32 protein-coding genes are annotated in these 25,834 nt (G+C 60.2%); 12 read left to right on the top strand and 20 right to left on the bottom strand.

The annotated features are described in order from the left end of the window. Positions 1 to 67: 67 nt before the first annotated feature. The gene (locus HU759_RS13550; protein ID WP_170040070.1) at positions 68 to 1,507 is read left to right on the top strand and encodes a hypothetical protein; all 1,440 of its coding nucleotides are present in this window, start codon (positions 68 to 70) and stop codon (positions 1,505 to 1,507) included. Between the two features lie 41 nt (positions 1,508 to 1,548). On the opposite strand, the gene HU759_RS13545 is transcribed toward HU759_RS13550, so the two are convergent. Both HU759_RS13545 and HU759_RS13540 read right to left on the bottom strand, forming a co-directional pair. After that, on the bottom strand, positions 1,549 to 2,091 hold the full coding sequence (locus HU759_RS13545; protein ID WP_026013690.1) for a DUF924 family protein: 543 nt from the start codon (positions 2,089 to 2,091) through the stop codon (positions 1,549 to 1,551). A gap of 326 nt (positions 2,092 to 2,417) precedes the next feature. After that, positions 2,418 to 3,023 (bottom strand): LysE family translocator, encoded by a 606-nt coding sequence (locus HU759_RS13540; protein ID WP_099547802.1) that lies wholly within the window; start codon positions 3,021 to 3,023, stop codon positions 2,418 to 2,420. Positions 3,024 to 3,249: 226 nt separating this feature from the next. On the opposite strand from HU759_RS13540, the gene HU759_RS13535 reads away from it, so the two are divergent. Then, complete coding sequence (locus HU759_RS13535) at positions 3,250 to 3,663, top strand: GNAT family N-acetyltransferase (RefSeq protein ID WP_225933048.1); 414 nt, start codon at positions 3,250 to 3,252, stop codon at positions 3,661 to 3,663. A 3-nt stretch (positions 3,664 to 3,666) separates the two neighbouring features. On the opposite strand, the gene HU759_RS13530 is transcribed toward HU759_RS13535, so the two are convergent. The 7 genes from HU759_RS13530 to HU759_RS13500 all read right to left on the bottom strand — a co-directional run bounded on the left by HU759_RS13530 (position 3,667) and on the right by HU759_RS13500 (position 10,614). Then, positions 3,667 to 4,986, bottom strand: a complete 1,320-nt coding sequence (locus HU759_RS13530) for an OprD family porin (RefSeq protein ID WP_170040072.1) — start codon at positions 4,984 to 4,986, stop codon at positions 3,667 to 3,669. A gap of 139 nt (positions 4,987 to 5,125) precedes the next feature. Next, positions 5,126 to 5,959 carry a phosphodiesterase gene (locus tag HU759_RS13525; RefSeq protein WP_170040074.1) on the bottom strand — a complete coding sequence of 278 codons (834 nt, stop codon included), beginning with the start codon at positions 5,957 to 5,959 and terminating at the stop codon, positions 5,126 to 5,128. 9 nt (positions 5,960 to 5,968) lie between these two features. Then, positions 5,969 to 7,000, bottom strand: coding sequence for an ABC transporter ATP-binding protein (locus HU759_RS13520; protein ID WP_170040076.1), 1,032 nt, complete (start codon positions 6,998 to 7,000; stop codon positions 5,969 to 5,971). Beyond that, positions 6,997 to 7,791: an ABC transporter permease subunit gene (locus HU759_RS13515; RefSeq protein WP_017136861.1), complete on the bottom strand. Its 795-nt coding sequence runs from the start codon at positions 7,789 to 7,791 to the stop codon at positions 6,997 to 6,999. The genes HU759_RS13520 and HU759_RS13515 overlap by 4 nt, the downstream gene beginning before the upstream one ends. After that, positions 7,788 to 8,606, bottom strand: a complete 819-nt coding sequence (locus HU759_RS13510) for an ABC transporter permease (protein WP_186618244.1) — start codon at positions 8,604 to 8,606, stop codon at positions 7,788 to 7,790. Before HU759_RS13510 ends, HU759_RS13515 begins: the two co-directional genes overlap by 4 nt. Beyond that, positions 8,607 to 9,611 carry an ABC transporter substrate-binding protein gene (locus tag HU759_RS13505; RefSeq protein WP_169987749.1) on the bottom strand — a complete coding sequence of 335 codons (1,005 nt, stop codon included), beginning with the start codon at positions 9,609 to 9,611 and terminating at the stop codon, positions 8,607 to 8,609. After that, entirely contained in the window at positions 9,595 to 10,614 is a 1,020-nt protein-coding gene (locus HU759_RS13500; protein ID WP_017136864.1) for a LacI family DNA-binding transcriptional regulator, read from the bottom strand. Before HU759_RS13500 ends, HU759_RS13505 begins: the two co-directional genes overlap by 17 nt. A gap of 220 nt (positions 10,615 to 10,834) precedes the next feature. Between HU759_RS13500 and HU759_RS13495 the strand changes: the two genes are divergently transcribed. From HU759_RS13495 to HU759_RS13470, 6 genes are all read left to right on the top strand, one after another. Further along, positions 10,835 to 11,932 (top strand): carboxynorspermidine decarboxylase, encoded by a 1,098-nt coding sequence (locus HU759_RS13495; protein ID WP_186618246.1) that lies wholly within the window; start codon positions 10,835 to 10,837, stop codon positions 11,930 to 11,932. A 28-nt stretch (positions 11,933 to 11,960) separates the two neighbouring features. Beyond that, on the top strand, positions 11,961 to 13,205 hold the full coding sequence (locus HU759_RS13490) for a saccharopine dehydrogenase family protein (RefSeq protein WP_017136866.1): 1,245 nt from the start codon (positions 11,961 to 11,963) through the stop codon (positions 13,203 to 13,205). A gap of 327 nt (positions 13,206 to 13,532) precedes the next feature. Continuing rightward, on the top strand, positions 13,533 to 13,775 hold the full coding sequence (locus HU759_RS13485; RefSeq protein WP_186618248.1) for a hypothetical protein: 243 nt from the start codon (positions 13,533 to 13,535) through the stop codon (positions 13,773 to 13,775). A 451-nt stretch (positions 13,776 to 14,226) separates the two neighbouring features. After that, positions 14,227 to 14,562 carry a DUF6124 family protein gene (locus HU759_RS13480; protein ID WP_017136868.1) on the top strand — a complete coding sequence of 112 codons (336 nt, stop codon included), beginning with the start codon at positions 14,227 to 14,229 and terminating at the stop codon, positions 14,560 to 14,562. Between the two features lie 590 nt (positions 14,563 to 15,152). Beyond that, positions 15,153 to 15,488 (top strand): DUF6124 family protein, encoded by a 336-nt coding sequence (locus HU759_RS13475; protein ID WP_017136868.1) that lies wholly within the window; start codon positions 15,153 to 15,155, stop codon positions 15,486 to 15,488. Positions 15,489 to 15,559: 71 nt separating this feature from the next. After that, complete coding sequence (locus tag HU759_RS13470) at positions 15,560 to 16,063, top strand: signal peptidase II (RefSeq protein WP_169987747.1); 504 nt, start codon at positions 15,560 to 15,562, stop codon at positions 16,061 to 16,063. Between the two features lie 41 nt (positions 16,064 to 16,104). Here the strand turns inward: HU759_RS13470 and glsB are convergent, their stop codons facing one another. Beyond that, entirely contained in the window at positions 16,105 to 17,013 is a 909-nt protein-coding gene (glsB, locus tag HU759_RS13465; protein WP_017136872.1) for a glutaminase B, read from the bottom strand. Positions 17,014 to 17,213: 200 nt separating this feature from the next. After that, on the bottom strand, positions 17,214 to 17,624 hold the full coding sequence (locus HU759_RS13460; RefSeq protein ID WP_099547791.1) for a hypothetical protein: 411 nt from the start codon (positions 17,622 to 17,624) through the stop codon (positions 17,214 to 17,216). 109 nt (positions 17,625 to 17,733) lie between these two features. Here HU759_RS13460 and HU759_RS13455 point away from each other — a divergent pair, with 109 nt between their 5' ends. Next, positions 17,734 to 18,585, top strand: coding sequence for a helix-turn-helix transcriptional regulator (locus HU759_RS13455; protein WP_017136874.1), 852 nt, complete (start codon positions 17,734 to 17,736; stop codon positions 18,583 to 18,585). On the opposite strand, the gene HU759_RS13450 is transcribed toward HU759_RS13455, so the two are convergent. Beyond that, the gene (locus HU759_RS13450; RefSeq protein WP_099547790.1) at positions 18,586 to 19,215 is read right to left on the bottom strand and encodes a ribonuclease T2; all 630 of its coding nucleotides are present in this window, start codon (positions 19,213 to 19,215) and stop codon (positions 18,586 to 18,588) included. Between the two features lie 37 nt (positions 19,216 to 19,252). Further along, positions 19,253 to 20,233: a Gfo/Idh/MocA family oxidoreductase gene (locus HU759_RS13445; protein WP_099547789.1), complete on the bottom strand. Its 981-nt coding sequence runs from the start codon at positions 20,231 to 20,233 to the stop codon at positions 19,253 to 19,255. Positions 20,234 to 20,360: 127 nt separating this feature from the next. Between HU759_RS13445 and HU759_RS13440 the strand changes: the two genes are divergently transcribed. Next, a complete protein-coding gene (locus HU759_RS13440; protein WP_017136876.1) occupies positions 20,361 to 20,723 on the top strand; it encodes an NUDIX domain-containing protein in 363 nt (120 codons plus the stop codon). On the opposite strand, the gene HU759_RS13435 is transcribed toward HU759_RS13440, so the two are convergent. The 5 genes from HU759_RS13435 to HU759_RS13415 form a co-directional block, all read right to left on the bottom strand. Continuing rightward, entirely contained in the window at positions 20,709 to 21,422 is a 714-nt protein-coding gene (locus HU759_RS13435; RefSeq protein WP_017136877.1) for a transporter substrate-binding domain-containing protein, read from the bottom strand. The genes HU759_RS13440 and HU759_RS13435 overlap by 15 nt on opposite strands. A 224-nt stretch (positions 21,423 to 21,646) precedes the next feature. Beyond that, positions 21,647 to 22,141: a periplasmic heavy metal sensor gene (locus HU759_RS13430; RefSeq protein ID WP_017136878.1), complete on the bottom strand. Its 495-nt coding sequence runs from the start codon at positions 22,139 to 22,141 to the stop codon at positions 21,647 to 21,649. After that, positions 22,138 to 22,569: a hypothetical protein gene (locus HU759_RS13425; protein WP_099547787.1), complete on the bottom strand. Its 432-nt coding sequence runs from the start codon at positions 22,567 to 22,569 to the stop codon at positions 22,138 to 22,140. Before HU759_RS13425 ends, HU759_RS13430 begins: the two co-directional genes overlap by 4 nt. Beyond that, positions 22,566 to 23,144, bottom strand: a complete 579-nt coding sequence (locus HU759_RS13420) for an RNA polymerase sigma factor (protein WP_017136880.1) — start codon at positions 23,142 to 23,144, stop codon at positions 22,566 to 22,568. The genes HU759_RS13425 and HU759_RS13420 overlap by 4 nt, the downstream gene beginning before the upstream one ends. Positions 23,145 to 23,177: 33 nt before the next feature. Then, a complete protein-coding gene (locus HU759_RS13415; RefSeq protein ID WP_017136881.1) occupies positions 23,178 to 23,489 on the bottom strand; it encodes a YXWGXW repeat-containing protein in 312 nt (103 codons plus the stop codon). A gap of 217 nt (positions 23,490 to 23,706) precedes the next feature. On the opposite strand from HU759_RS13415, the gene HU759_RS13410 reads away from it, so the two are divergent. After that, positions 23,707 to 23,847, top strand: coding sequence for a hypothetical protein (locus tag HU759_RS13410; RefSeq protein ID WP_017136882.1), 141 nt, complete (start codon positions 23,707 to 23,709; stop codon positions 23,845 to 23,847). On the opposite strand, the gene HU759_RS13405 is transcribed toward HU759_RS13410, so the two are convergent. Beyond that, complete coding sequence (locus HU759_RS13405; protein WP_017136883.1) at positions 23,844 to 24,092, bottom strand: DUF1652 domain-containing protein; 249 nt, start codon at positions 24,090 to 24,092, stop codon at positions 23,844 to 23,846. The genes HU759_RS13410 and HU759_RS13405 overlap by 4 nt on opposite strands. Before the next feature lie 246 nt (positions 24,093 to 24,338). Between HU759_RS13405 and HU759_RS13400 the strand changes: the two genes are divergently transcribed. Beyond that, a complete protein-coding gene (locus HU759_RS13400) occupies positions 24,339 to 25,283 on the top strand; it encodes a sensor domain-containing diguanylate cyclase (protein WP_017136884.1) in 945 nt (314 codons plus the stop codon). A 291-nt stretch (positions 25,284 to 25,574) separates the two neighbouring features. On the opposite strand, the gene HU759_RS13395 is transcribed toward HU759_RS13400, so the two are convergent. Then, positions 25,575 to 25,832: a hypothetical protein gene (locus HU759_RS13395; RefSeq protein WP_017136885.1), complete on the bottom strand. Its 258-nt coding sequence runs from the start codon at positions 25,830 to 25,832 to the stop codon at positions 25,575 to 25,577. Positions 25,833 to 25,834 lie beyond the last annotated feature (2 nt).

Genomic DNA, 25,834 nt, shown 5'->3' with positions numbered 1-25,834 from the left:
TAGCCTCCCCGCAAACCAGCTCCCACACTCGCAACACTCACCCATGGCTTTCAAGGAAGATAAGCTTATGAAACAAGCAGTTGTGGTTATCCACGGCATCGGCGAACAGCGCCCAATGGACACGCTACGCGGCTTCGTCGAAGCGATGATCCCTGCCGCCCCGCCCGATGGCACACCGTTTTACTGGAGCAAGCCAGACCGGCTTTCGCGCAATTTCGATCTGCGCGTACTGAAGTCGTCAGGTCGCACCTCCACGGACTTCTATGAATACTACTGGGCCCACAAGATGCAGGGCACCAAGGTCGGTCACCTACTGGGCTGGCTATGGGATATTTTCAAACGCCCGCGCCGTGACATTCCCGAGGCCATCGTGCCGATCTGGCGCACCACGCGCTGGACGGTGATGGTGCTCCTGCTGCTGATTGCCAGTGGCACTCTCGCCACGGCCTGGGGCCGGTTCGAGCACAGTGACAATCCGTTCGCACTGTTGCCACTGCTGCTTGGCGCCATCGGGCTAGGGTTGCGCTATTCAGCGCTGTCTTACCTGGGCGATGCGGCGCGCTACTTGAGTCCCAACCCGCAGAACGTGGTGATTCGCGAACAGATCCGCGCAGACGGGGTGGCGTTGCTGCGCGCCCTGCACAACCAGGGCGACTACGACCGTATCATCGTCGTCGGCCACAGCCTGGGCAGCGTGATTGCTTACGACATCGTCGGTTACCTGTGGCATGAACACCACGACCAATTGACCCAGGTGATCCCCAGCAACCGCGAGTTGGCCAGCCGTTATGCCGCCAATGCCACGTTGCAACCGGTGATTAATGAAGCATTGCCCAACGCCGGCGCCGCCCTCGATGGCAGCCTGGGCAGCACCTTGAGGTTCCGCGAGCAGCAGGCCCAGGCATTTATCGAGCAACGCGGCCTGGGCAATCCGTGGCGCATCAGCGACCTGGTCACCGTCGGCAGCCCGATGGCCCACGCCAGCCTGTTGTTGGGCCGCAGTGTGAGTGACTTCAAAAAACGCATTGAACGCCGCGAAGCGCCGGCCTGCCCACCGACCGAAGACACCAAGGGCTATGGCTATAACGCACGCAAGCCAGTGATGCTTGGGCAAAAACCGTTTACCCCGCAGTACCTGCACCATGCTGCGGCGTTTGCCGTGACGCGCTGGACCAACCTCTACTTTCCCGCGCCCTACGGCTTGTTTGGCGATATCGTCGGCGGCCCGGTCAAGCCGGTGATGGGTGCAGGCGTGCTGGATTTACCCGTCACCGTAGGCACCTGGAAAGGCTGGCTCGCCCGCTCCTGGCTCAGCCACACCCAATACTGGAGCGAGCGCGGCGGTGCCCAGGGTTACCTCGGCACGCTCACTCAGGATGACAGCGCAATCAGCCATGGCCAGCGCCCGTCGGCCACCGAAGCCTTGCGCTGGGCGGTCGACCTCAAGGGGTTGCGGCGCTTTCGTCCGGTGGGCGCCAAGGCAGCCTTGGCACCCACCGAGGTCTAGGACGCCCATGATCGCTCCCACGCAATGGGAACGATCACGGCCTAGCCGGCGAAACCACCGGCCTTGAGAAACTCATGCTCGGGTTGGGTGGTTGCCCTGGCCAATACCGCGTTGCGATGGGGAAACCGCCCAAACCGTTCAATGATATCCGCGTGTTCCTTGGCCCAATGGTAGGTGCTGGCATCCAAATACTGGTTCAGCGCCAGCGAACGCTGCTGGTCCGCCGGGTCTTCGGAATGTTCAAACGGCAGATAACAGAAGGCGCGCAGTTCGGGCTCGATCTGTTGATCCAACCCGGCGTCCACCGCCCGCCGCGCATACAAACGCGCCAGCGGGTCGGTGGCAAACATATGTGCCGTGCCGCGAAACGCATTGCGCGGGTATTGATCCAGCAAAATCAGCAAGGCCAGCGCACCCTGCGCCGAATCCAGCCAGCTTTCCAACTCACGCCGGGCGGCTTGCATATGCGTGGCGTGAAAGGTCTCGCGAAAGGCTGCGTCAAACGCGTCGTCCTTGGCGAACCAGCGTTTTGGCCCTGCCTGCTTCCAGAACGCGATCACTGCCTCGGCGGATTGTTCGTTCATGCTCGTCATCGTCCTCTCCAACACTTAACATAAAAAAAGCCGCACAGACTTCATCATCGACGTCGGCGATATCCATCAAGTGTCCCACATGGGCTGCGCAAGCTTGCGCGCGGTCGCACCATTGCACATAGGGTTTACCTGATGATCCACCGTCTTGCCCAGGTTTTCAGCGACTCCAATAGCCAAGTGCGCAACAAGCTGTCGGGTACAACATCAACGGGATCTTTGTCGCCAACTGCGCGATCTCGGTGATGCTGTACCGCTGGAAAAGCCTTGATGCCATTGAGCTCAAGCGCCCTGTGGCCTGAAACTGCGCGCCACCGGGTTCAAGGCGCAATAACGTGCAGGTAGAACGCGTGAAACATGAAATACGCACACCCGGCCAACGCCAGCCCCATGCAGCGGTTGAACCAGGTAAACGCCGCCGCCCCGTTGATCCGCCGCCCCAACAGTGCGCCCAACAATGCGTAAACCCACGGCGCTCCGACCGCCCCCAGCCCCAGTAAGGCCGACACGCCAAAGATCGAGGCCCCGGTGATATGCGCCGCCGGCAACATCACGCTGGTGATTGGCAACACCGCGACGATGCCCTTGGGGTTGAGCAACTGGATCACCAGGCCATTCCAGAAGGTCAAGGTTTTGGCAGGCGTGCTTGGGGCGTCATCCACTTCGGTACGTGCGGTGAACACCTGGTAGGCGAGGTACAGCGTGTACACGCCGCCAATCAAAGAAATATACGGCAATGCCGCCTGGGAGATGATCGCTTCGCCGGTGTAGCCAAACAGCACGAACATCAGCAGCATCGCGCAGCCCACGCCGATGTAGAAACCGCTGGAGCGACGCAATTTGCCCGTAAGCCCGGCATTGAGGCCCATCAAATTGACCGGACCGGGGCTGTACATGACGCTGAACGCGTAAAGGAAAATGTCCATGGCGAACCTGCAGTAGAAGAAGTCGGGCGAGTCTACTGAGCGGGGTGGTGCGCAATCTTGAACGTTTGTGGTTGATTGGCGCACACGTGGCGAGGGAGCTTGCTCCCGCTGGGCTGCGCAGCAGTCCCGAAGCCACACTCTGTAGTGAGTCCCTGGGCGCCCGCTACACATTAAATCGGGGCCGCTGCGCGCCCCAGCGGGAGCAAGCTCCCTCGCCACAGGTAGAGTGTCAGCCGGCCAAACGATAGAATCATCCAATGCGGTCAGATTTTTGACCCGGCTTGTCAGCGAATGGGAAAACGGCACCCTGCGGTTTGACAAACCTGGTGAGTGCCTATTGGGCGTGTTTCGTCACGACCTGTTGATTGCGATCGGAGGTGTTTCACGTGATCCGTACTCCAATCCAGACACCGGCCGGTTACGCCGAGTGTACGTTGCCCCCTCAATGCGCAGACACAACGTTGGCAAGGCGCTGGTGCAACGGTTATTGGAACACGCAGCGGCACATTTTCAACAGGTACACCTGACCACCGACACACCAGAAGCCGCAGCGTTTTATCTGCGCTGCGGCTTTCATCAGATAACCAATGGCACAGCAACCCACGCGAAATTGCTTGTGCCGGGCGTCACCGGTCCTTGAGCCTTACATCAACGGAATCGAGTAATTCACAAATACCCGGTTCTGGTCCTGGTCCCGCGCGACTTCGCTGCGCGACACGCCATTGCGCCAGCCGAACCCGACGTTCTTGAACGGACCGCTTTGCACCACGTAGTCCAGGGAGATATCCCGTTCCCATTCGCTGGCGTTGTTGCCGCTGACGGTGAGGATGTGGTCGCCCTTCAAGTACATCACCGACGCTTTCAGGCCGGGCACGCCGAGCGCGACGAAGTCGTAGGCGTATTGGGCGAACGCCGTGCGTTCACCCGCCTGGATAAAAGTTTGCACGGTACGGTCGGTGTAGAGGTACAGGCTGGAGCCGCCCTCCCCTTTATTCACCAGACCGCCTTGGTTGAGTTGGGCGAAGTTGCTGTCGTCCGAGACTTGCTGGTAACCAGCGGTGATCGCGTGCGGGCCGAGCGAATAGATGAACGCGGCGCTCCAGGTATTGTTGTCGATTTCCCCCGTGCCGTTACTGGTATAGCCGCTGAACTTATAGCCTTCTGCACGGCCGGCGGCATTGCTGTTTTTGCCGTCGGAGGTGGTCTTGAAATAACGCAGGTCGGTTTTCAGTGAACCGTAATCACCCAGCGGCAACACATGGATCAGCCCGGCAAAGTGTTGTTGGTAATAGTCTTCAAGGTTGGCGTAGTAGTACTGCACCAGCAGGTCCTTGTTGATTTGATAGTCGGCACCGGCGTAGTTGAATTTATTGCTTTCCTGGGTGCCGCCTGCCGCTGCCAGGCCACTGCGGTCGCTGGACCCGCGACCGGTGGTGTGTTGCAGTTGGCCGCCAATCAAGGTCAGGTTGTCGATATCTTTACTGGTAATCTGCCCACCTTCGAAAGACTGCGGCAACAGGCGGCCATCGTTGCTCACCAGAATCGGCAGGTTTGGGCGCAGGTAGCCGTAGCGCAGCTCGCTCTTGGCGAAACGCGCCTTGGCGGTCGCACCACCACGGGCCCAGCTGTCGGCGGCTTTGCCGTCATCGTTGGGGATCATCGAGCTGCCGACATGGCGGCCGGCACCACTGTCGAGCGCCAGGCCGAGCATGCCGATGGCGTCCAGGCCAAAGCCTACGGTGCCGTCGGTAAAGCCCGACTGGTAGTTGAGAATAAACGCCTGGCCCCACTCTTCGGTCTTCGACGGCGCCGCGGTGCCGTCGCGGTTATCGTTGTTGAAATAGAAGTTACGCATGTTCAGGTTGGCTTTGCTGTCGTTCAAAAAATCAGCCGAGGCCAAGGGGCTCAGGGCAATGCCCAAGCCGCCGGTCAATACGCTTAAAACATTCAAAGTGGCTTTCATCAAGGCGAACTCCGGCGCGGAATCCAAGTTCCGGGCGCAAAAAAAGGGCAGCAGGATGCACGCGACCAAACGTGAGTGGGTCGCTGCGTTAACTAACGTTCAATTACCTGGTTGTAAGGAAGTGGACCTCCGTGAAACCTCAGTCAATCAATCCATGGGCGTCATAAAACGGATACGGCCCCGGGTAGTCCCCGAACACACCGTTGTGGCTGATCAACCCGTGCTGTTCATCCCAGCGATGCAACAGGTAACCTGCCGGCTCCAGGTTGAAATGCGCAGGCGCGGCGTCTTGCAGGTCGAGCACGATCTGGTGGGAGGTGCCGGGGCAGACACAACTCAGGCTGCCGCCAAAACGCCGCTGCATCGGGCGGTGCAAATGGCCGCACAACAGACGCTCCACTTGCGGGTGACGGGCGACGACCTTTTCCAACGCAGCCGCGTTGATAAATGGCTCACGGTCCATATGACCGATGCCGCTGATAAACGGCGGGTGATGCAGGATCAGCAGGGTCGGTACATGCGGACGCTGCGCCAATTGCGCGTCCAGCCATTGCAACTGGCTCTCCAGCAACTGCCCGCCATGGCCACCGGGAATGGTCGAATCAAGGCCGATCAAGCGCAGCGGGTGCTCGTCCACAACCCAGTCCAACGGGCCATCCGCCGACGTCGGCAAATAACGGTGATCGCCAAATGCATCCAGCAATGGCCCACGCGTGTCATGGTTGCCCGGCACCAGATAGCAAGGCATGTGCAGGCGCGACAGCTCCGGGTGCAGCACGGCGTATTCATCGGCGCGACCAAAATCCACCAGGTCGCCGCTGACCACCACGATGTCGGGCCGTGGGTCACTGGCATTCAGATGGTCGACGGCACGGCGCAGTGCGCCCAGCGTGTCGACCACGCCATAGGTGAGGCGATTACCGGCTTTCAGGTGCAGGTCGCTGATCTGGGCAACAACAAACGGACGGTTCACAGTAAATTCTCAAGCATTGAGGGTAAATAACTTGTGTGGCGCAATCGCCAGGGCAATCGGTGCGCCGACGCTGTGCAATAGGTTGTCGCTGCTGTCCACCAGCAGCGGTTGGGCGCCACCGACATCCACCAGCAGGCGGCTTTGTGCACCCTGGAAGAATTGCGCCACAAGATGGCCGTGCACGTGCCCTTCGTCTTCCATCACCCGCAAGTGTTCGGGCCGGCAATAGACGGTGCTCGGCGAGTCAGCCCTGTGCCACGGCAACTCGCCGCCGCAGACTTTCAGGCCGTGGGCGGTGCGATCAAGCACCACAAAGGCATTGAGGTTGCCGACAAAGCCTGCGACGAACGCATTGGCCGGTTGCTGGTAGATCTCCCGCGGGCTGGCCAGTTGCGCAACACGGCCCCGCTCCATGACCAGGATGCGATCGCCCAGGGCCATGGCTTCGCCTTGGTCGTGGGTGACAAATACCGAGGTGATGCCCAACCCACGCAACAGCTCATCCAACTCACTGCGCAAACGCTCGCGTAATTGCGCATCCAGGGCTGCCAACGGCTCGTCCAGCAACAGCACTTTGGGGCGCGGCGCCAAGGCTCGCGCCAGGGCCACGCGTTGGCGCTGGCCCCCGGACAATTCGTGGATGCTGCGTTTGCCGTGGTGCTGCAAACCCACCAGTTCCAGCAGTTCTTCACAACGCTTGTTGCGCGCAACGGGCGACAGGCCGCGAATCTTCAAGCCATAGACGATGTTCCCGGCCACATCCAGGTTGGGAAACAGCGCGTAATTCTGGAACACCATGCCCACATCGCGGCGCTCGATCGGCAGGCGGGTGACGTCCTGGTCGCCGAAAAACACCTGCCCCACGTCCGGGCGTTCCAGCCCGGCGATCAGCCGCAGGGTGGTGGTTTTGCCGCAGCCGGACGGGCCGAGAATCGCCAGGGTTTCACCGCCTTCGACGGTCAGGTTCAAGTCATGCACGGCCACGGTGCCGTCGGCGAACGCCTTGCGACAGCCCTTCAGGCGGATAGTGATAGCAGTCATCGACGCTCTCCACGGGACAAACGAGCACTGATGGCCTGCAACGCAATCAGCAGCGGCACGATCATCAGCAAAAAGATAAGGGTGTAGGCGCTGGCGATTTCCAGGCGCGCCGAGGCATAGCTGTCGGCCAGACCGACCGGCAAGGTTTTGGTCATCGGCGTGTGAAGCATCCACGTCAGGTTGAACTCACCCAGGCTCAGGGTGACCACCATCAGTACGCCCGCCAGAATCCCCGCCCGGCAGTTGGGTACCACCACACTGAAAAAACGCTTGATCGGCCCGGCCCCCAGGCTCGCGGCGGCCTCTTCCAGCACTGGCAGGTGCTGGCGTTGCATCACCGCCATCACCGGGCGTACCAGAAACGGCAGCGTGAACAGTACGTGACCGACAAGAATGAACAGCCAACTGCTGCGAAAGGTGCCGAACTGGCCGTAGGTCAGCAGTAACGCCAACGCACTGGCGAGCCCCGGCATCGCTACCGGCAGAACCATCAGTTCCTCGAACGCACGGCTGAAGCGGTTGTTCATGCGCACTAACGCATACGCTGCGGGCACACCCAACACACAGACGCACACCGCGCAGGCCAGCGCCAATTGCAGCGACAGCCACACCGTCGGCGAGTAGGCCTGCCACACCTGGATCAGCCAATCGAAGGTCAAGCCGCTGGACAGGCCGACAAAGAAATTGCGCGTCAACCCGGCCAACAACGACATCAACACCGGCACCAGCATGAAAGCGCACACCAGCAGGGTGAACAGCAGTTGAATCACAAACAGCGATGAGCGCTTCACAGGACAGTCCCCGCGTTTTTAACCAGGCGTCGTGTCAGCAACAGCACCGCCCAGGTTACCGTGCCGAGCACCACCGACAGCGCAGCTGCCACGGCAAAGTTGGCGTAATTGGTGAACACGTTGTAGATCGCCACCGGTGTGACATTCAGGCGTGTACCCAGGGTGAAGGCCGTGCCGAAAGCGCCCATGGAGGTGGCAAAGCAGATGGCCCCGCAAGAAGCCAGCGCCGGCGCCAAGCCCGGCACGATCACGTCACACACCACGCGCCAATGCCCCGCGCCCATCGAATGCGCGGCCTCCTCGAGGCTGCGATCGAGGCTTTCGCACGCAGCCATCACCGTGAGAATCACCCGTGGGATCGAAAAGTACAGGTAGCCGACAAACAACCCCGCCAACGAATAGGCAAAGATCCAGCGCTCACCGGCCAAGTGCATCCCCAGCGCCGCAAACAAGCCTTGACGCCCCGCCAACAGAATCACCAGGAAGCCCACCACCACGCCAGGAAATGCCAAGGGAAACGTGAGCAGCGCCACCAACGCCGAACGCCCGAAAAACTGCTGGCGCGCCAGAAACACACCGCTGATGCCACCGATCAACAGCGCGACCAGCGTCACCACCATCGCAAGCATCAGGGTTTGCCCAAGGCTGCCCAGGTATTGCGCGCTGCTCAGCACCTGCCAATAGCCGCTGCCGTTGCTGTCACGGCTGTCAGCGCCCAACACCACCAGGTGCGCCAACGGCAACATCCAAAAGGCGAGCAGCACCGCAAAAGCCGGGGCCAGCGCCCAGGCCGCGTGTCGGGTCGAAGTTGCCACTTACTTGACCTCGTTGAGGTAGCGGGCGGCGAAGGCTTCCTGCACCGCGGCCATTTTCTGGTAGTCCACGACACCTGCGCGGGCGTAATCGCTGTCGGGCAAGAACTGTGCGGCGACCTCGGCCGGCATTTTCACCGGGCGCACCGGGCGCAGGTACGCCTTGGCCCACAGCGCCTGGCCCTGGTCCGAAAGTACGAAGTCGAGCACCTTCTCGGCGTTGGCGCGATGCGGCGCATTGGCCACTTGGCTCATCACATACGGCACGCTGATGCTGCCCTCTTGCGGGATCACAAAGGCAACATTGGCGTTGTCCTTGTAGCGGGCACGGTAGGCGTTGAAGTCGTAATCCACCAGGATCGGCAATTCACCGGACAGCACCCGTGCATAGGCGGTTTGCTTGGGCACGATGGGCGCGTTTTTCGCCAGTTTCTGGAAATAGTCGATGGCCGGGGCGAAGTTATCCAGGTCGCCGCCCAGGGCACGGTTGATGGCCACGGCAGACACGTAGCCGACGAATGCGCTGGAGGGGTCGAGGTAGCCGACCATGCCTTTGTATTGCGGCTTGAGCAGGTCGGCCCAGCTCTGCGGCACCGGCAAACCGCCTAGCGCGTCGACGTTGACCATGATGCCCAGGGTGCCCGAATGGATGGCGAACCATCGGCCCTCGGGGTCTTTCAAGCCTGCGGGAATCTGCTCCCAGCCCTTGGGTTTGTAACCCTCCACCACCCCGGCTTTTTGCGCTTGTAAACCGAACGTCACGCCGTAGTACACGACGTCAGCGACCGGGGCGGCCTTTTCCGCCACCAGTTGCGCCAGCGACTGGCCGGAGTTCTTGTTGTCCAGCGGCACCTGTACGCCAGTGCTGGCGGCGATGGCCTTGAGCTGCGTGCCCCAGTCGGCCCAGTCCGGCGGGCAGTTGTAGCAAATCGCGGTTTCGGCGGCCTGGGCCAGGCTGGCCACACCGCACAGCAACACAGCGGCCAGGGTTTTACTGAATGCGCGCATCGAGGGGCTCCTCATGGGGTTGAGTGCTTTCGCCCGGCCGGATATGGCAAGGCAAGCAATGGGAAATCGGGGCGTTACCGGCGATTTGCGCCAGCAGTTGGTCAATCACCGTGCTGGCCAGCAGTGCAATGGGCTGCACCACGCTGCACAGGGTCGGGTGCATCTGGGTGCCAAGGGAGATACCGTCAAAGCCCATCACCGACAGTTGCTCGGGCACATTCCAGGCATTGCGGCGCAGTTCGGCGATCAGGCTGATGGCCAGGAAATCGTTAGAGCACACCAACGCCGTGGGCGCGTCCGGGCCTTGCAGATACGGCTGGATCGCGGCAAATTCGGCCTGGGTGTGCGCCGGCATTTCGATCACGGCGCGCGGTTGAAGGCCATACGCTTTCATCGCATCGCAATACCCGGCGTAGCGCAGTCGCGCACGGTCCGATTGCAAGGCGGGCCCGGCGACCATGCTGATGCGTCGGTGCCCGGCCTCAAGCAAATACCGCGTGGCCAGCGCCATGCCCGCGCGGTTATCAACCGACACCGCACTGTAGCCGGGGTTGCTCGGCTGGTGGTAAGCCAGCACAAACGGGGTTTGCTCCATAGCCAGGCTGTTCAGCACGCTGCTGCTCTCGGCGTCGGTGACGGTCAGTACCAAGCCATCCACACGCTGGCGCAGCAGCTCTTCGACCACCACGCTTTCGCGCTCGCAGCTGTAATCGGTGGTCGCCAGCAACAAGCTGTAGCCACGCAGCCGCGCTGCGCGCTCCATGGCCTGGAACTGTTCGGCAAACACCGGGTTGAGCAGGTTGGGCACCACCACACCGATCAGATGGGTGGTTTGCAGGCGCAACTGGCGGCCGAGCAGGTTGGGCCGAAAACCCAGCTCACGGGCAGCAGCGAACACCTGCTCACGGGTGGCCTCGCGCACCTGCTCCGGGGAGGCGAAGGTGCGGGCGGCAGTGGCGCGGGATACACCGGCCAACTGCGCAACGTCTTTCAAATCAGTCATTGTCACTCGCTTGAGATCGATCTCATTGGCGAGGACAGTAACGGGGGAATGTGGCAGGACGGTGCCAGGGAGATGACGGTTTAATGGCAGCCAGGGTTCACGAGAATGTCTTTATTGCGACGTAGGGTTCAGCAAATCCGCCCGCTAACCTTTCGATCTGATCCAAGTGCGGGCACAATGCGTGTCCTTTTTTGGCAGGCACCGCCGCAGGCTCTCAAAAATGATCAAAACGCCGTACTACCTCATCGATAAACAGAAGCTTCTGGTCAACATGCAGAAGATTGCTTACGTGCGCGAGCAGTCCGGCGCCAAGGCTTTGCTGGCGCTCAAGTGCTTTGCTACCTGGTCGGTGTTTGACCTGATGCAGCAATACATGGACGGCACCACCTCGTCGTCGCTGTATGAATTGAAGCTCGGTCGCCAGAAGTTCGAAGGTGAAGCGCACGCCTACAGCGTGGCCTGGGCCGATGACGAAATCGAAGAGATGCTGGAGAACTGCGACAAGATCATCTTCAACTCCATCAGCCAACTGCAACGTTTTGCCGAACGCAGCGAAGGCAAGACCCGCGGCCTGCGCGTCAACCCGCAGGTGAGCAGCTCCGACTATTTGCTCGCCGACCCGGCGCGCCCGTTCAGCCGCCTGGGCGAATGGGACCCGGTGAAGATCGAAGGCGTGATTGATCAAATCTCGGGCTTCATGTTTCACAACAACTGTGAGAACGGCGACTTCAGCCTGTTCGACAAAATGCTCGGCACCATCGAAGAACGCTTCGGCGCGCTGCTGCACAAGGTCGAGTGGGTCAGCCTTGGCGGCGGCATCCACTTCACCGGTGAAGACTATGCCGTGGACGCGTTCTGCGCGCGCTTGAAAGCGTTCTCCGAGCAGTACGGCGTGCAGGTGTATCTGGAACCGGGTGAAGCAGCGATCACCAACAGCGCCTCGCTGGAAGTCACCGTGCTCGACACCCTCTACAACGGCAAGAACCTCGCCGTGGTAGACAGCTCCATCGAAGCTCACCTGCTGGACTTGCTGATCTACCGCCTCAACGCCAAATTAACGCCGAGCGACGGCGAACACACCGTGATGGTGTGCGGCAAATCCTGCCTGGCCGGGGACATCTTCGGCGAGTATCAATTTGATCGTCCGCTGGCCATCGGCGATCGGCTGTCGTTCATCGACACCGCAGGCTACACCATGGTCAAGAAAAACTGGTTCAACGGCCTGAAAATGCCGTCCATCGTAGTGAAACAACTCGACGGTACAGTCGAGGTGGTTCGTGAATTTGGTTACGACGACTACCTGTCCAGCCTTTCGTAAGCTGGCGGATAAAGGAGAGATAAAGCAATTGAAAAAGAACGTTCTTATCATTGGTGCAGGAGGTGTCGCCAAGGTGGTGGCCCACAAGTGCGCGCAGCACAACGACGAACTCGGTCGTATTGCTATCGCGTCGCGCAACATCTCCAAATGCCAGGCCATCATCGACAGCGTCAAGGCCAAGGGTAGCCTCAAGGTGCCCGCCGACATCCAGGCCTTTGCGCTGAACGCTTTGGACGTGGAAGCGACCAAGGCCCTGATCCGCGAGACCGAGTCGCAGATCGTTATCAACGTGGGTTCCGCGTTCCTCAACATGTCGGTACTGCGTGCCTGCATCGACACGGGCGTTGCGTACCTGGACACCGCCATTCACGAAGAGCCGGGCAAGGTCTGCGAGACCCCGCCGTGGTACGGCAACTATGAATGGAACCACCTGGAAGAGTGCAAACAGAAGAACATCACCGCCATCCTTGGCGTGGGCTTCGACCCGGGTGTCGTCAACGCGTATGCCGCGCTGGCGCAGCAACAGCATTTCGACCGCATTGATTCAATCGATATTCTCGACGTCAATGCCGGCAGCCATGGCAAATACTTCGCCACCAACTTCGACCCGGAAATCAACTTCCGCGAGTTCACCGGGCAGGTGTGGAGCTGGCAGAACAGCCAGTGGACCAGCAACACCATGTTCGAAGTCAAACGCACCGACGACCTGCCGGTCGTCGGTTCGCAGAACCTCTACCTTACCGGCCACGATGAAGTGCACTCGCTGTCGAAAAACCTCGACGTGCCCAACGTGCGTTTCTGGATGAGCTTCGGCGAACACTACATCAACGTGTTCACCGTATTGAAAAACCTCGGCCTGCTCTCCGAAAAACCGGTCACCACCGCCGAAGGCCTGGAAGTCGTACCGCTTAAACTGGTCAAGGCCGTGCTGCCCGACCCGTCTTCGCTCGCCCCCGGCTACACCGGCAAAACCTGCATCGGTGACCTGGTCAAAGGCACCAAAGGCGGCCAGCCACGTGAGATGTTCATCTACAACGTGGCGTGCCATGAAGAAGCCTTTGCCGAGACCGACAGCCAAGGCATCTCCTACACCGCAGGCGTGCCTCCGGTAGCCGCTGCGCTGCTGGTAGCGCGTGGCGAGTGGGATGTGAAACACATGGCCAACGTTGAGGAACTGCCGGCTGAGCCGTTCCTGAAGGCGCTGGACGTGATGGGCTTGCCGACTCGGATTAAAGACGAGCACGGTGATCGGGCTTGGGATGCGATTGCTTGATTAGGTGATTGCTGACCGAACAAAAAAATGCGCCCTCTGGGGCGCATTTTTTGTTTGGAACAAACGCAAATCTCCACCCCAATGAAGATCAACCTGTGGGAGCTGGCTTGCCTGCGATAACGATCTTCCAGTACCGCATGGGTTGGCTGACACACTGCTATCGCAGGCAAGCCAGCTCCCACATTGAATCTCCGGTGAATGCCAAAACAGTTCAAAAAACTGTCAATTCTCACAGGTTACGCCTCCCACAAACTGCGCTAGCTTAGCCAGTCGAGAGCGCAATCATCGATTGGCTCACCCATTCATCATGAGCGAAAGGACTCGTCCATGAACCGGCCAAAACCCGCAACCCGCAACACTTCGCCGATCAAGCCACGGGCACGAAACCGTTTAGGCATCACCGCCCACCTGCCCCGCTGGGTGTTCGCGCTGCTCATTGCACTCTGCACCCTTGGCGCACTGCAAGACCGCGTCCGCCGCGTACGGCCGGTGTACGCCGTACTGCTGTGTGTCGGCGTGCTCATGCTGTTATGGGCGGGTTGGATACGCTGGTTTGCGCCTGGTTCATAGCTCGCAGGTATGACACTCGCCATCAAAGAGCGATGAAGATCAACCTGTGGGAGCTGGCTTGCCTGCGATAGCGGCCTTTCAGTGCCGGATGGGTTGACTGACACACTGCTATCGCAGGCAAGCCAGCTCCCACAGGTGATCGCGTGCGTTCAGATATTTCCCACAAGGGTTTCAGGTTGTCGGTCGGAAGTGGGCTGACTAATCTCTGTGCCGTCGCTGCCAATTCAGCGGCCGGATTTGACCGTCCGATTAATTAAAGTACAGCTTGGCTCTAACCTATTTCAGGTGTTTTTTTCACGCCTGAGGTATCGTGTTGCGGTGGCTGTATGCGGGATACCTTCGGGTATGCCGGATTTCCTTTGATTGCCGGTCGGTCAACCCGTGTACAGCTGCCACCCTCTTCGCTTGACCGCGAACGTTGGCAGCTCCACTTAATCTTAGGACCTTCACCATGATCAAAGACAGCCCAAATCCCCCAGGCCAGCCAGACTACGACACCAGCACTCTGCACGAAGTGGCCTACCGTGCGATCGCCCACTACCTCAACCCCGGCAAACCCATTCCCGAACCCAGTGAAGGCATCTTCACCGTGCGAGCCGACCTGGGCACCGAAACCCTGCTGGTCAACGCTTCCCAGGACTTGGCGTCCATCAGCGATATCGCCAACCACCTGGCGTTTGAAATCGACGGCTCCCAACGCAATGTCGCGCTGGGCATCTGCCGCATGCTCGAAGGTGTGCAACTGCTGGTGGACAAAGCTCTGAACGTAGCGCACCCAGCCGCCTGAAGATCGTTTCCACGCGTTGTGAACGATCAACCTCAAAACCGATGAAGATCAATAGGTGGGAGCTGGCTTGCCTGCGATGACGGCCTTTCAGTACCGCATGGGTTGACTGACACACTGCTATCGCAGCATAGGTATCTACACAACTTTTAAAAGCAGCCTATTTCTCCTGTGGCGAGCAGGCTTGTCCTGCTCGCCACAACAGCCCACCTGCCACAGACTTCGTGTTAACCGGTTGTGTAGATACCTATGGCTATCGCAGGCAAGCCAGCTCCCACAGGAGATCGTGTGCGTTCAGATATTTCCCACAGTGGTTTCAGGTTGTCGGTCGGAAGTGGGCTGACTAATCTCTGTGCCGTCGCTGCCAATTCAGCGGCCGGATTTGACCGTCCGACTTTAAAGAGCAACTGCACCCACACCGATCCTGGGCGTTTTTTTTACGCCTGATGTATCGTGTCGCGGCAGCTGTACGCGGGATACCTTCGGGTATGCCGGATTTGCTTCTTTAGCCGGTCGGTCAACCCGCGTATAGCTGCCACCCTAATTCGTTTGACCGCGAATCGTGGCAGCTCCATTTATAAAGGAGCTTCACCATGATCAAAGACAGCCCAAATCCCCCAGGCCAGCCAGACTACGACACCAGCACCCTGCACGAAGTGGCCTACCGTGCGATCGCCCACTACCTCAACCCCGGCAAACCCATTCCCGAACCCAGTGAAGGCATCTTCACCGTGCGCGCCGACCTGGGCACCGAAACCCTGCTGGTCAACGCTTCCCAGGACTTGGCGTCCATCAGCGATATCGCCAACCACCTGGCGTTTGAAATCGACGGCTCCCAACGCAATGTCGCGCTGGGCATCTGCCGCATGCTCGAAGGTGTGCAGTTGCTGGTGGACAAAGCCCTGAACGTGGCCCACCCAGCCGCCTGAAGATGGACGAGGTAGAGCGCCTGAGCTATCTTCGGGCGCTCTATCGACAGACCGGAACAGGAAGTTACCGCTTGAGTACCTCGCCCCTTCTACGAAGCCGCACCTTCGCCCTCCTCGCCGGCATTGCCTTTATTGCCGTGGACCAGCTAGTCAAACTGCTGGCCCTGGTTTCGCTGCAAGCCAGCAGCTTCAAAATTGGCTCCAGCCCTCTCAACCTTGCGCTGGAACTGAGCCTCAACCCAGGCGCCTTCCTCAGCCTGGGCGCCGCATTGCCGCCGCAGGTCAAACAGCTGATCTTTATCGTTGGCGTAGCCGTCGTGGTGACGTGGGCCATGTGGTGGTCGCTTTCCAACTGGAGCCAGCCGCTGCGTAAAGTCTTGCCGCTTTACGCAATTGCCTTGGGCGGTATCGCCAACTTGATCGACCGTGTGTTTCGCGACGGGCATGTCGTGGATTACATGGTGCTGAACGTGGGGCCAACACATACCGGCGTGTTCAATATTGCCGATATCGCAATTACAGCCGGGGCATTGTTTTTGATGCTTGATCTGTTCGTGAAGCCTCGTAAGTCCTGATCAGCAAGGGGATTCATGCATCAGCGTGAATCCCCAGGCACTCAAAACACCGACCACCCAATCCGCTCACTCAGCAACTCCAACGCCTTCATCCCCGCCAGCGAGTTCCCCGCCGCATTCAATTCCGGCGACCACACGCACACCGTAAACTGCCCCGGCACCACGGCGACAATTCCGCCGCCGACGCCACTCTTGCCCGGCAAACCCACACGGTAGGCAAAGTTGCCCGCCTCGTCATACAGCCCGCTGGTGGCCATGATCGAGTTGACCTGCTTGGTCTGGCGCGCGGTCAAAATCTGCTCGCCACTGTGGGCACTTACGCCCTCGTTGGCCAGGAAGCTGAATGCCCGGGCCAAATCCAGGCAGCTCATTTGCAGCGCGCAGTAGTTGAAGTAACTGTGCAGCACCGCGTCGACGTCGTTGTGGAAGTTGCCGAAGGACTTCATCAAATAGGCCATGGCCGCGTTGCGCGCGCCGTGCTGGGCCTCGGAGTCGGCGACGACGCTGTTGACCAGGATTTGCGGGTTACCCGACAGGCGCCGCACAAAGTCACGCATCGACAAAATCGGCACGGCGAAGCGTGACTGGTTGATGTCGCAGATCACCAGGGCGCCGGCATTGATGAAGGGATTGCGCGGGCGGCCGCGTTCGAACTCCAGCTGCACCATGGAATTGAACGGTTGCCCCGAAGGCTCGTGGCCCAGGCGCTCCCAGATGGTTTCGCCGCCATGGTCGATGGCCTGCACCAGGCTGAACACCTTGGAGATGCTCTGTACCGAGAACAGCGTGTCGGCATCGCCTGCGCAATAGGCCGAGCCATCGTTGCCGTACACGGCGATGCCAAGCTGATTGGCAGGTACATCGGCGAGTGCGGGAATGTAGTCGGCGACTTTACCCTGGCCGATCAGGGGGCGAACTTCGCTCAGGATCGATTCCAGCAGTGCCTGCATGTCTTGTCCGGTCATTCTTATTGAATCAGTGATAAGCGGGGCGCGGAGGATACTTTAATGCGTCCGCAAGCACACCATTCAACCAATGTGGGAATGCCGCCTCGGACGCTCCGCGTCCCGCACCTGAAGTCGTGACGCGGAGCGTCACAGGATGCATGCCCACGCGGAGCATGGGAACGATAGCGCAACGATCGGGCACTTCAAAAATGCGCCACATCCGACACCTGCTCATCGAGTACATCCCGCGCCAGCGCCCAGGCGCGCTCCCTGGATTCCACCACCAGCAGCGGGTAGCCCCAGGCCTTGCCGAACATCAGCGCAAATGGCTTGAGGGCCAGGCGTTGCGCGGCGCTGGGTTCCACCTGGATCATGCCTTTGACGTAAGTGCGCAGCGCCTGTTTGTTTTTTTTCATCCAGATCGAGGCGTGTTTACGCTCCTCGTGAGAGTGCTCGTGGTTGTTTTCGTCGACGGCTTTTTCGTGCAGCAGCACAAACGCTTGCTGGCGAGCCAGCAGGCTTTCGAACACCGCAAAAGCATCCTCCGGGCCGCCTTCGTTAGGCGCGTCAAACACGATTTTCACCACGGGAAAGGTTGAACTGTCGAGTCGCATGGCAAAGCTCCTAAATGAGAGTGGCTCTCACTATAGAGATCTTGCGACTGGACGGCATTGCACAGAATAGCCAGAATATTTCGCAATTCGGCCAAATAGCGAATCCGCCATGCAACGCCACCGCCTTGAAGAACGCGACCTGTCCCGGTCCAGGGACGCCGACCTGATCCCGCGCGCAGTGGTCGCCGTAGGCGCCACCAGCACGTCCGAGCGTTGGGAACATACGCCGCACTCGCACCGCAAAGGCCAGTTGATGTACACCCTGCGCGGGGTGATTCATTGCCAGATCGAGGCCGGTATCTGGATCGTGCCGCCCCAGTGCGCACTCTGGATTCCCGGCGGCCTGGCCCATGCCGCGCGGGGTGCCGGAGAGGCTGAGGTGTATTGCCTGCTGATCGACCCGGACGCCGCCGGCGCTCTGCCCACCCAAGGCTGCACGTTGGCCGTGTCCGGGCTGTTGCATGAGTTGATCAGCAAGGCGGTGAGTTTTCCGCACTTGTACGAGGAAAACGGTGCGCAGGGACGCTTGATCAACACACTGTTGGACGAACTGGCCCAAGCCCCCATTGAAGACTTGCACCTGCCCATGCCCCAGGACCTGCGACTGCGGCGCCTGGCCGACAGTTTGCTGGCAGACCCCAGCGACAAGTCCACGCTCGAACAATGGGCACAGCGCATCGGCATGAGCGAGCGCAGCATGACGCGCCTGCTGCTGGAGGAGCTGGGTTTGAGTTTCGGCCGCTGGCGCCGGCAGTTACATGTGATTCTGTCACTGCAACGCCTGGCCAAGGGTGAAAGCGTGCAACGGGTAGCGCTGGACCTGGGTTACGAGAACGCCAGCGGCTTTATCACCATGTTCCGTAAAGCCGTGGGCCAGCCGCCGGCGCGTTACCTGGCGGATCGCGCCGGCGCGTCGAGTGCAACGGCGGTTGGCGCCATCGCCTTGCACCCCGACAGTTGATCAACGCTGAACCGGAATGCGGATATCACCGCCCCTGCATTGGCTCTTAACACTGCGGGGGCAGCCGGCAAAACGCAGCTCTTTGCTCAGGCACACGCGTACTTCAGACAGCACCTTGCCTTTGCAAATGACCGCCATGCCATGGTTGCCCATGGCCGGGTTGCTCTGGCGGAACAGGCTCTCGATCGCTTGTGCATCCATGTAATTGGGCACATTGAACGGCTGCAACTGCTGCGGAATCTGCACGTTGGCCAAGGCCGTATCGGTGGCCTCCAGGTAACGCGAAGCGTCCAGCCCGCTGCAGGTGCCGTGTTTGGCCCACTCGTGCTTGAGCAACGCCTGCGTGGGGAAGATCAGCGCACCTTTGGCCAGGTCCGCCGCCGACAATCGCGATTGCGTATCGCACGACGCGGGCCAGCCGCCCTTGGCGTACTGCGGCCAAAGCCCGTGCAACACAAACCCGTAGCCTTTGCCCGTGCATTGCTCGTTGCCAGGGTGCGTCAGGCAGAACGTCGGCGACCATGACAGCGACAACACATAAAAATCAAACTCCCCAGGCGTCCCTTGGCTACGTGGGGCCGCCAGCACATTGGTGGCCAGTAACAGCCACAACAGCATCCAATATTTCATTTGCCTATTCCTGAGAGAAAAAACAGGTATATCCCCATTAACCCGGCAAATTAGGGTTACGGAGTAACACCTTATCGAGGATCCGGTCGGTCTTCAGCGCCTCGATCGCCAGTGACGGATGTTCGGCTTCGCCACAAATATGCGCATTCATGGCCAGTACGTGATGCCACTGGATATGTTCATGGCAGGGTATTTCCAGCACCTCATTCACCTCACCTTCCAGGCGTAACGGCTGGTCTTCAAACACGGCAAAGGTGATGCGGCCGCGGCTGCCGATCAGCTCCACGCGGTCTTCGCGCCGGTCTGCGACAAAGTTCCAGCAACCCATGCCCAGCGCGCCATTCGCGAAAGTCCAGCAAGCCGTTACCGCATCTTCAGCCACATAATTGCCGGCCTGGCGCGCGGTAAACCCGGTGACCTCGACGATATCGCCGGCCAGGTACTGGAACAAATCAAACCCATGGCTCGCCAGGTCGGCAAAGTAGCCGCCGCCGGCAATAGTCGGGTCGGTGCGCCAGTTGGCAGCGCTGGCATCGGCGGCCGCCGGTGGCTTGCACAGGCTCCAGGTCACGTGGCGCAACTCGCCAATGCGCCCTGCCTGCAGCCAGTCGCGTACTTGCTGGAAGCGCGGCAACGAACGGCGGTAGTAGGAAACAAATAAGTGCAGCCCGGCCCGCTCGAAGGTGCGCTGCATCAAGGCGCTCTGCTCGGCATTCAGCGACATGGGCTTTTCGACGCAGCAATGCTTGCCGGCTGCCGCCACCATCAGACTGTATTCGAGGTGGCTGTCGGGCGGTGTGGCGATGTACACCGCGTCCACTTCGGGGTCGTCGATCAAGGCCTGGGCGTCGGTATAGAAACGGGCAATGCCGTGGCGTGCCGCATAATCACGCACAGCTTCTTCACGGCGCCCCATCACGGCCACCAGCGCCGAACCTGGCGCTTTGTAGAAGGCGGGTCCACTCTTGAGTTCAGTGACGCTGCCACAGCCAATCATGCCCCAACGTACGGTATTCATCAGTTGTCCTCGTCCGTTTTCATCAAGGGGGCAGTATCCACATCACCGCTGGTGCATGCCAGCCTGAATCAGCATGACAATTGCATTACACTTTCATGACAGTCATTGGGCCAGGCAGGTGTAGACATTGAAAATCCGTGCAACCGTAATTTGTGAACACCAGGGGCATATCCTCTTCGTGCGCAAGGCCCGCTCGAAATGGGCCTTGCCGGGCGGCAAGGTCGAGCGTGACGAGCGCCCGGTCGGCGCCGCCGCACGCGAGCTGGAAGAAGAAACCGGGTTGAATGTGGATGGTTTGTTGTACTTGCAGGAGCTGAAGGCCCGCGACACCGTGCATCACGTGTTCGAGGCCTCGGTGGTCAACATCAGCGAGGCGCGCCCTTGCAACGAGATCATTGACTGCCGATGGCACGCTTACGGCGCCATGGACGAACTGGACACCACCGACGCCACCCGCCACATCGTCAAGTCGTTCCTACGACGCCTGTAAGTCCGCACTCTGCCCGCTGTCCAGCAAACCGCGCTTGACTCCACCCTTGGCTTTCTGCCGTTCGACAAAGGATTTGACGAACGCGGCAGCGGCTGCATGCGCCACTGGAACGGCCATGGCCTGGTGAATGGTCATGAAGTTATCGTCAAGCAGGCGCCAGTGCGCAGACACACGGGTTTGCAGAAAATCCCGCACCCCCGCCGCCGCATCCAGGCCTTGCTCGATAAACCAGTCCACCGCCGCCGCAGAAGTGGGCGCACGCACCAGTTCGGCGTGCTGCACGGTTCGGCTCAGGTACAGGTCGTAGGCCGCGCCCTGTCCCACGGCGATACGCTTGCCCGGCGCATCCAGTTGCGCCACCTGGGTCAGCGCCGAATCAGCCGCCACCAGGTACGTGCCCTTGATCGCCACATACGGTGCGCTGAAGGCGATTTGCTGCTCACGCACCGGCTCGATCGCCAGGAACGCCACGCGCCACACGTCTTCGGCCAAGGCGGCAAAGACCTTGCCGGCGGCGTCAAAGGTGATCAGCTCCAGGCTGGCGCCCAGCTCCTCGGCCAGCGCGCGTGCGAGTGCCACCGACACACCCTGCGGCTCGCCGTCGGCGCCGCGCTGCGCCAGCACCGGGTTACCAAGGTTAATAGCGGCGCGCAGTACGCCATCCGGGGCCAACTGTTGCAGTACTTGCGGGTCAATCATCGAGCGCTCCTTGACGGGTCCGTTGCACAGTCTAACGGATCACAAACGGCAACACGCCGCCGTGCTCAAGGTACCCAAGCGCTTGCAGCGAGTCGAGACGCAAGGCCAACACGCTCGTGGCAATACTCCGTCGGCGCACTCGATACGCAGGCAGCGATGCGGCGACCCGACAAGCCAGCTCCCACACTTGGATCGCATGGCATCATCTGGATGTGAGCAACCGCTCAGGAACGCGGTCTAGTCCCCGCCACCTGCGGCAGTTTCTCGCGGTTTTTGGCCTGCCCGCGCTGGTACAGCGCCTCGACCAGTTTTTGCCGTTCATCCTGGGGCAAATTGCTCGCAAACTGCGCCAGCGTTGCGTCCACCAATGCCCGGAGCGCCGCATCTGCCTCGCGGGCCTTGGCCAGTTCAGTGACCAGCGCATCGCGATCCAGCGTCGGCGCTTCCAACTGCTTGATCACCCCCAGGCGTGCTTCGCGACCGGCCATGATCAGCGGCTGGCTGTCGGCGCGGTTGTGGCGCAACAACTGGCGCAATTCCTTGCGCCGCTCCATCGGCAACTTGATCATCGCCTGGCGCAGACCGTGCTGGTTGACCACCGCTTCGGCGGGCTTGGCGGTAGCCATCCAGTGATAGAGGCCGCCGCCCACGCCACCGATCAAAAACACATTGAGTAATACCGAGAAAACCAGCCAGGGTTTAAGGGATGTTGGGGTCATTGCTCGGTTTCCTCGGCGTTGACGGTGAAGACGACATCGGCGTCGCCCTGATCGAAGACGCTGGGCAGCACGTCGGATGACAGCATCGGCAACGGCACACTCAGTGACGCCACCAGTACCCCGGCGGCAATGCCGGCAATGCCCACGCCCACCAACCCGGCAGGCGACAGCCAGTTGGCATAGCGTGCCCAGAACGACGGCCGTCGCGGTGCAGACTCGCGAATCTGTCGTGCAAGCGCCGGTTCGTTGAACACCAGCTGATGGCTGTCCAACTGGGCGTCGAGCCAACCGACCTCGCGCAACGCCTCGCGCGCGCGTGGGTTGCCGCTGTCGAGCAGTGCCTGGGCAGCGGCTTGTTCGGCGCTGGGCCAGCGATGCAGGCTGGCGCCGTAGGCGTCAGCCAAGTGCGCAAAGCGTTCAGGTGTCATGGTTTTCCCCTTCCTGGGCGGGCGAGCCCGGGTGTGTCGGCAAGTTGGCTGCGCAACTGGCGTCGGGCCCGCGACAGCAGGCTCTCCAGTGCCTCGACGCTGATGTTCATCAGGGCCGCGGCGTCGATGTTCGACAGCTCCTGGTAGTACTGCAGCACAATGGCTTCACGCTGGCGCTCGGGCAAGGCCGCCAGGGCGGCGGCCATCCTTGCACTGCGGTCCGCCGTTTCCAACTGTTCATCTGGCGAGGGTGCGCTGTCTGCCAGTTCCAGCGCTTCATCCTCGTTCAACGGGCGTTCCTTGCGCCGGCGCAAGCGGTCATGGCACAGGTTGAGCGCCACGCGGTGCAGCCAAGTGTCAAAACGCGCTTCGCCGGGGCGCCAGTTGGCCGCCTGGCGCCAGATGCGCAGGAAGCTTTCCTGGGCCACGTCCTTGGCTTCGTCGGCATCCCCCAGCAGCCGCCCGGCAAGCGCAAGCAGGCGCGGCAGCTTGCGCGTCACCATTTCGTTGACGGCCGCAGGTTCGTTGTTGCCGATACGTGCCAGTAGCTCAACGTCCGGATCAGTGTCTTTCAATCAGGTAATACTCGGTCCGGGGGCTAAGAGGTTTCAGCGAATCCAGTGCCCTTTGCGCCAGTACCAGTTGGGGCCACGGGATTCCCAGTGCCCAGGCTCCCAGCGTGCGTTACGCACTACTTCCTGCCAGTGGCCCGGCACCCAGGCATACGCGCCACGTTCCCATTGCCAGTGGCCACGGTCCCAGACAAAGCCCGGGCGCTCAGCCGGGATCACTTCAACGCGTTCGGCCGGTGGGGCCTGGCGAATGATCACTTCGGTCTGGGCAAAGGTCGGGGTGCTGACAAGCGCGGCGAAGGCCAGCGGGACCAACAAGGCATAGCGCAATTTGGCCAGAGGGTTCATGGCAACTCCTTCATACGGCGGACGAAAATGTTCGCATCTGATGGGTTGAACGCTGGGCACAGGAAAATCCGTCGCGAGAACGGTGAATTGTTTCTCGACGATGGGAGTATTGCTCAAGGGAAGAAAACGCTGGATGAAATGTTTGAAAGCATCGCGACGGATTTGTGCAGGTGGTGGCGTTCAACAGGTAACGCAAAACACACAATGAGGAAATATCATGCCCCGTCGACTCTCTATGCTGGTTGCCGCCCTGTTGATCGTCAGCCTCAGCGGCTGCGTAATCCTGCCGGAACATCGGCATTGCTGCTGGCGCTACTATGGCGCTGACACCGCCCCCACCAGCAGCGTCAACAGTTAACCGACTGCCGCAAAACCACGCCGCCCGGCCTTGATCTCGGTGCGCAGTTCGCCAATAAGGTTTGAGATGGAACGGATGCTGTCCAGGCCTTGGGGCGAGACCCGGGTCAACAGCAGATCGACGCGACCCGACGCTGGCTCGAACACCCTGATGCGCAGCGAGCCGTCGCTGTTGAGGCTGCAATCACAGGCCAGCGGCAGGAAGCCCGCGGCCATGATCTTATTGAGTTCGTCGAGCGCAATCATGCTGAGCCCCCATCCCTGGGTTCGACCCTGTGGGTGTGATGCAACCAGCATAGATAAGGTTTTGCCTGCTACTGAACAATTAATTCAAAAGTGATAGCTGTGCCACATTTCGCCCTGTAAACGCTGGTGCACTGGCGCCAGAAACCCAACACACGACCTCTCGTCTGCTGCTTTGGCAAGGGCTTGACTCACAACCTGTATCAAAAGACGCTCTTGGCTTTTCGCCATCACCCTGAGCCGCCCGCCATGAGCATCGTTCCCCCGAGCCAGCCCGACAGCGACGTGTACAAAACCCTGCTGGAGTCGACCAAGGCCATCCCTTGGCGCATCGACTGGCAGAGCATGACCTTCAGCTACATCGGCCCGCAGATCGAAACGCTGCTGGGCTGGAGCCCGCAAAGCTGGGTGAGCGTGGATGATTGGGTCGAACGCATGCACCCGGACGACCGTGAATACGTGGTGAACTTTTGCGTGTCGCAATCGCGTGCCGGCGTGGACCACGAAGCCGACTACCGCGCACTGACGGCCAACGGCGAGTATGTGTGGATCCGCGATGTGGTGCATGTGGTGCGCAAGGACGGCGAAGTCGAAGCCTTGATTGGCTTTATGTTCGATATCAGCGAGCGCAAGAAGACCGAAGAGCACTTGATCCGCCTGCAAAAACAACTGGAGGAATACTCCTTCCAGGACGGCCTCACCGGCATCGCCAACCGCCGCATGTTCGACACCGTGCTCGAACGCGAATGGGCCAGTGCCCTGCGCAGCCAATTGCCGCTGTCGTTGATTATTCTGGATATAGACTTTTTCAAGCAGTACAACGACCACTACGGCCATATCAAGGGCGATGAAGCCTTGCGCCAGGTGGCCCGCACTTTGTCGCAGGCGGCCAACCGGCCACGGGATTTTATTGCGCGTATCGGCGGCGAGGAATTTGTGTGGTTGCTGCCCGAAACCGACGCAGCCTCAGCCAGGCAAGTGGCGCAGCGCTGCCTGCACTTGATTTGCCAGCAGCAGATCGAACACGCCGTTTCGCCGGTTTCCAAGTTGCTGAGCCTGAGCCTGGGGGTGGGCACGCATACCGTGACGCCCAACAGCGACCTGCTGGCGTTCGTCGAGTCGGTCGACAAGTTGCTGTATCAGGCCAAACGCAATGGACGCATGCGTGCAGAGTTCGCTGATAGTGAAGTGTGATGCCGAGGTCAAACTCCAGGCAAAAAAAATCCCAAGTAGCTGATGGAAACTTGGGATTTAAAAATGCATAAACCGTGGGAGGTGAACGCCCGGCTATAGTAACGATTGTCAAAACCTGCAACAAGATTATTTTATTCCTTTCGTCGGATTAAAAGCCGCGTAAGTCATTCAATAACCACATGATTTTTAAGGTAGCCAAGTCAACAAGTGCCACTTTTTGGTGCAATAAACCGATATAGCCCTTATCACTTAGTGGCTATATATCCATTGTTCAAATAGGGTTATTGCTTATCACGGCGCGGCACTCTCGCTGTAACGCTTTCTGAGTTGCTTACAGGCCTCAAGCGATTCCAGACTGGTAGTCGAAGTGGCACGGGCCACACTTTCAAGATGTTGGCACAGCGCCAAGCGTTCGGCGGCCTCTTCCCGTTCCAGGTCAACCTGAGCATTGAAGCGCATAAACAAGATGCCGAGCAGCACCGCGGCGCACGCAACCCCGATCGTCGCATAGCGAAGGCCGTTGGTGGACGGGGGTTCTGCCGGGTTCATGA

The sequence above is a fragment of the Pseudomonas sp. OE 28.3 genome (genome assembly GCF_014268205.2).
Classification (GTDB): domain Bacteria; phylum Pseudomonadota; class Gammaproteobacteria; order Pseudomonadales; family Pseudomonadaceae; genus Aquipseudomonas; species Aquipseudomonas edaphica.
The sequence above is the reverse complement of the archived record's forward strand: the minus strand, read 5'-3'. Positions and strand labels throughout refer to the sequence as shown.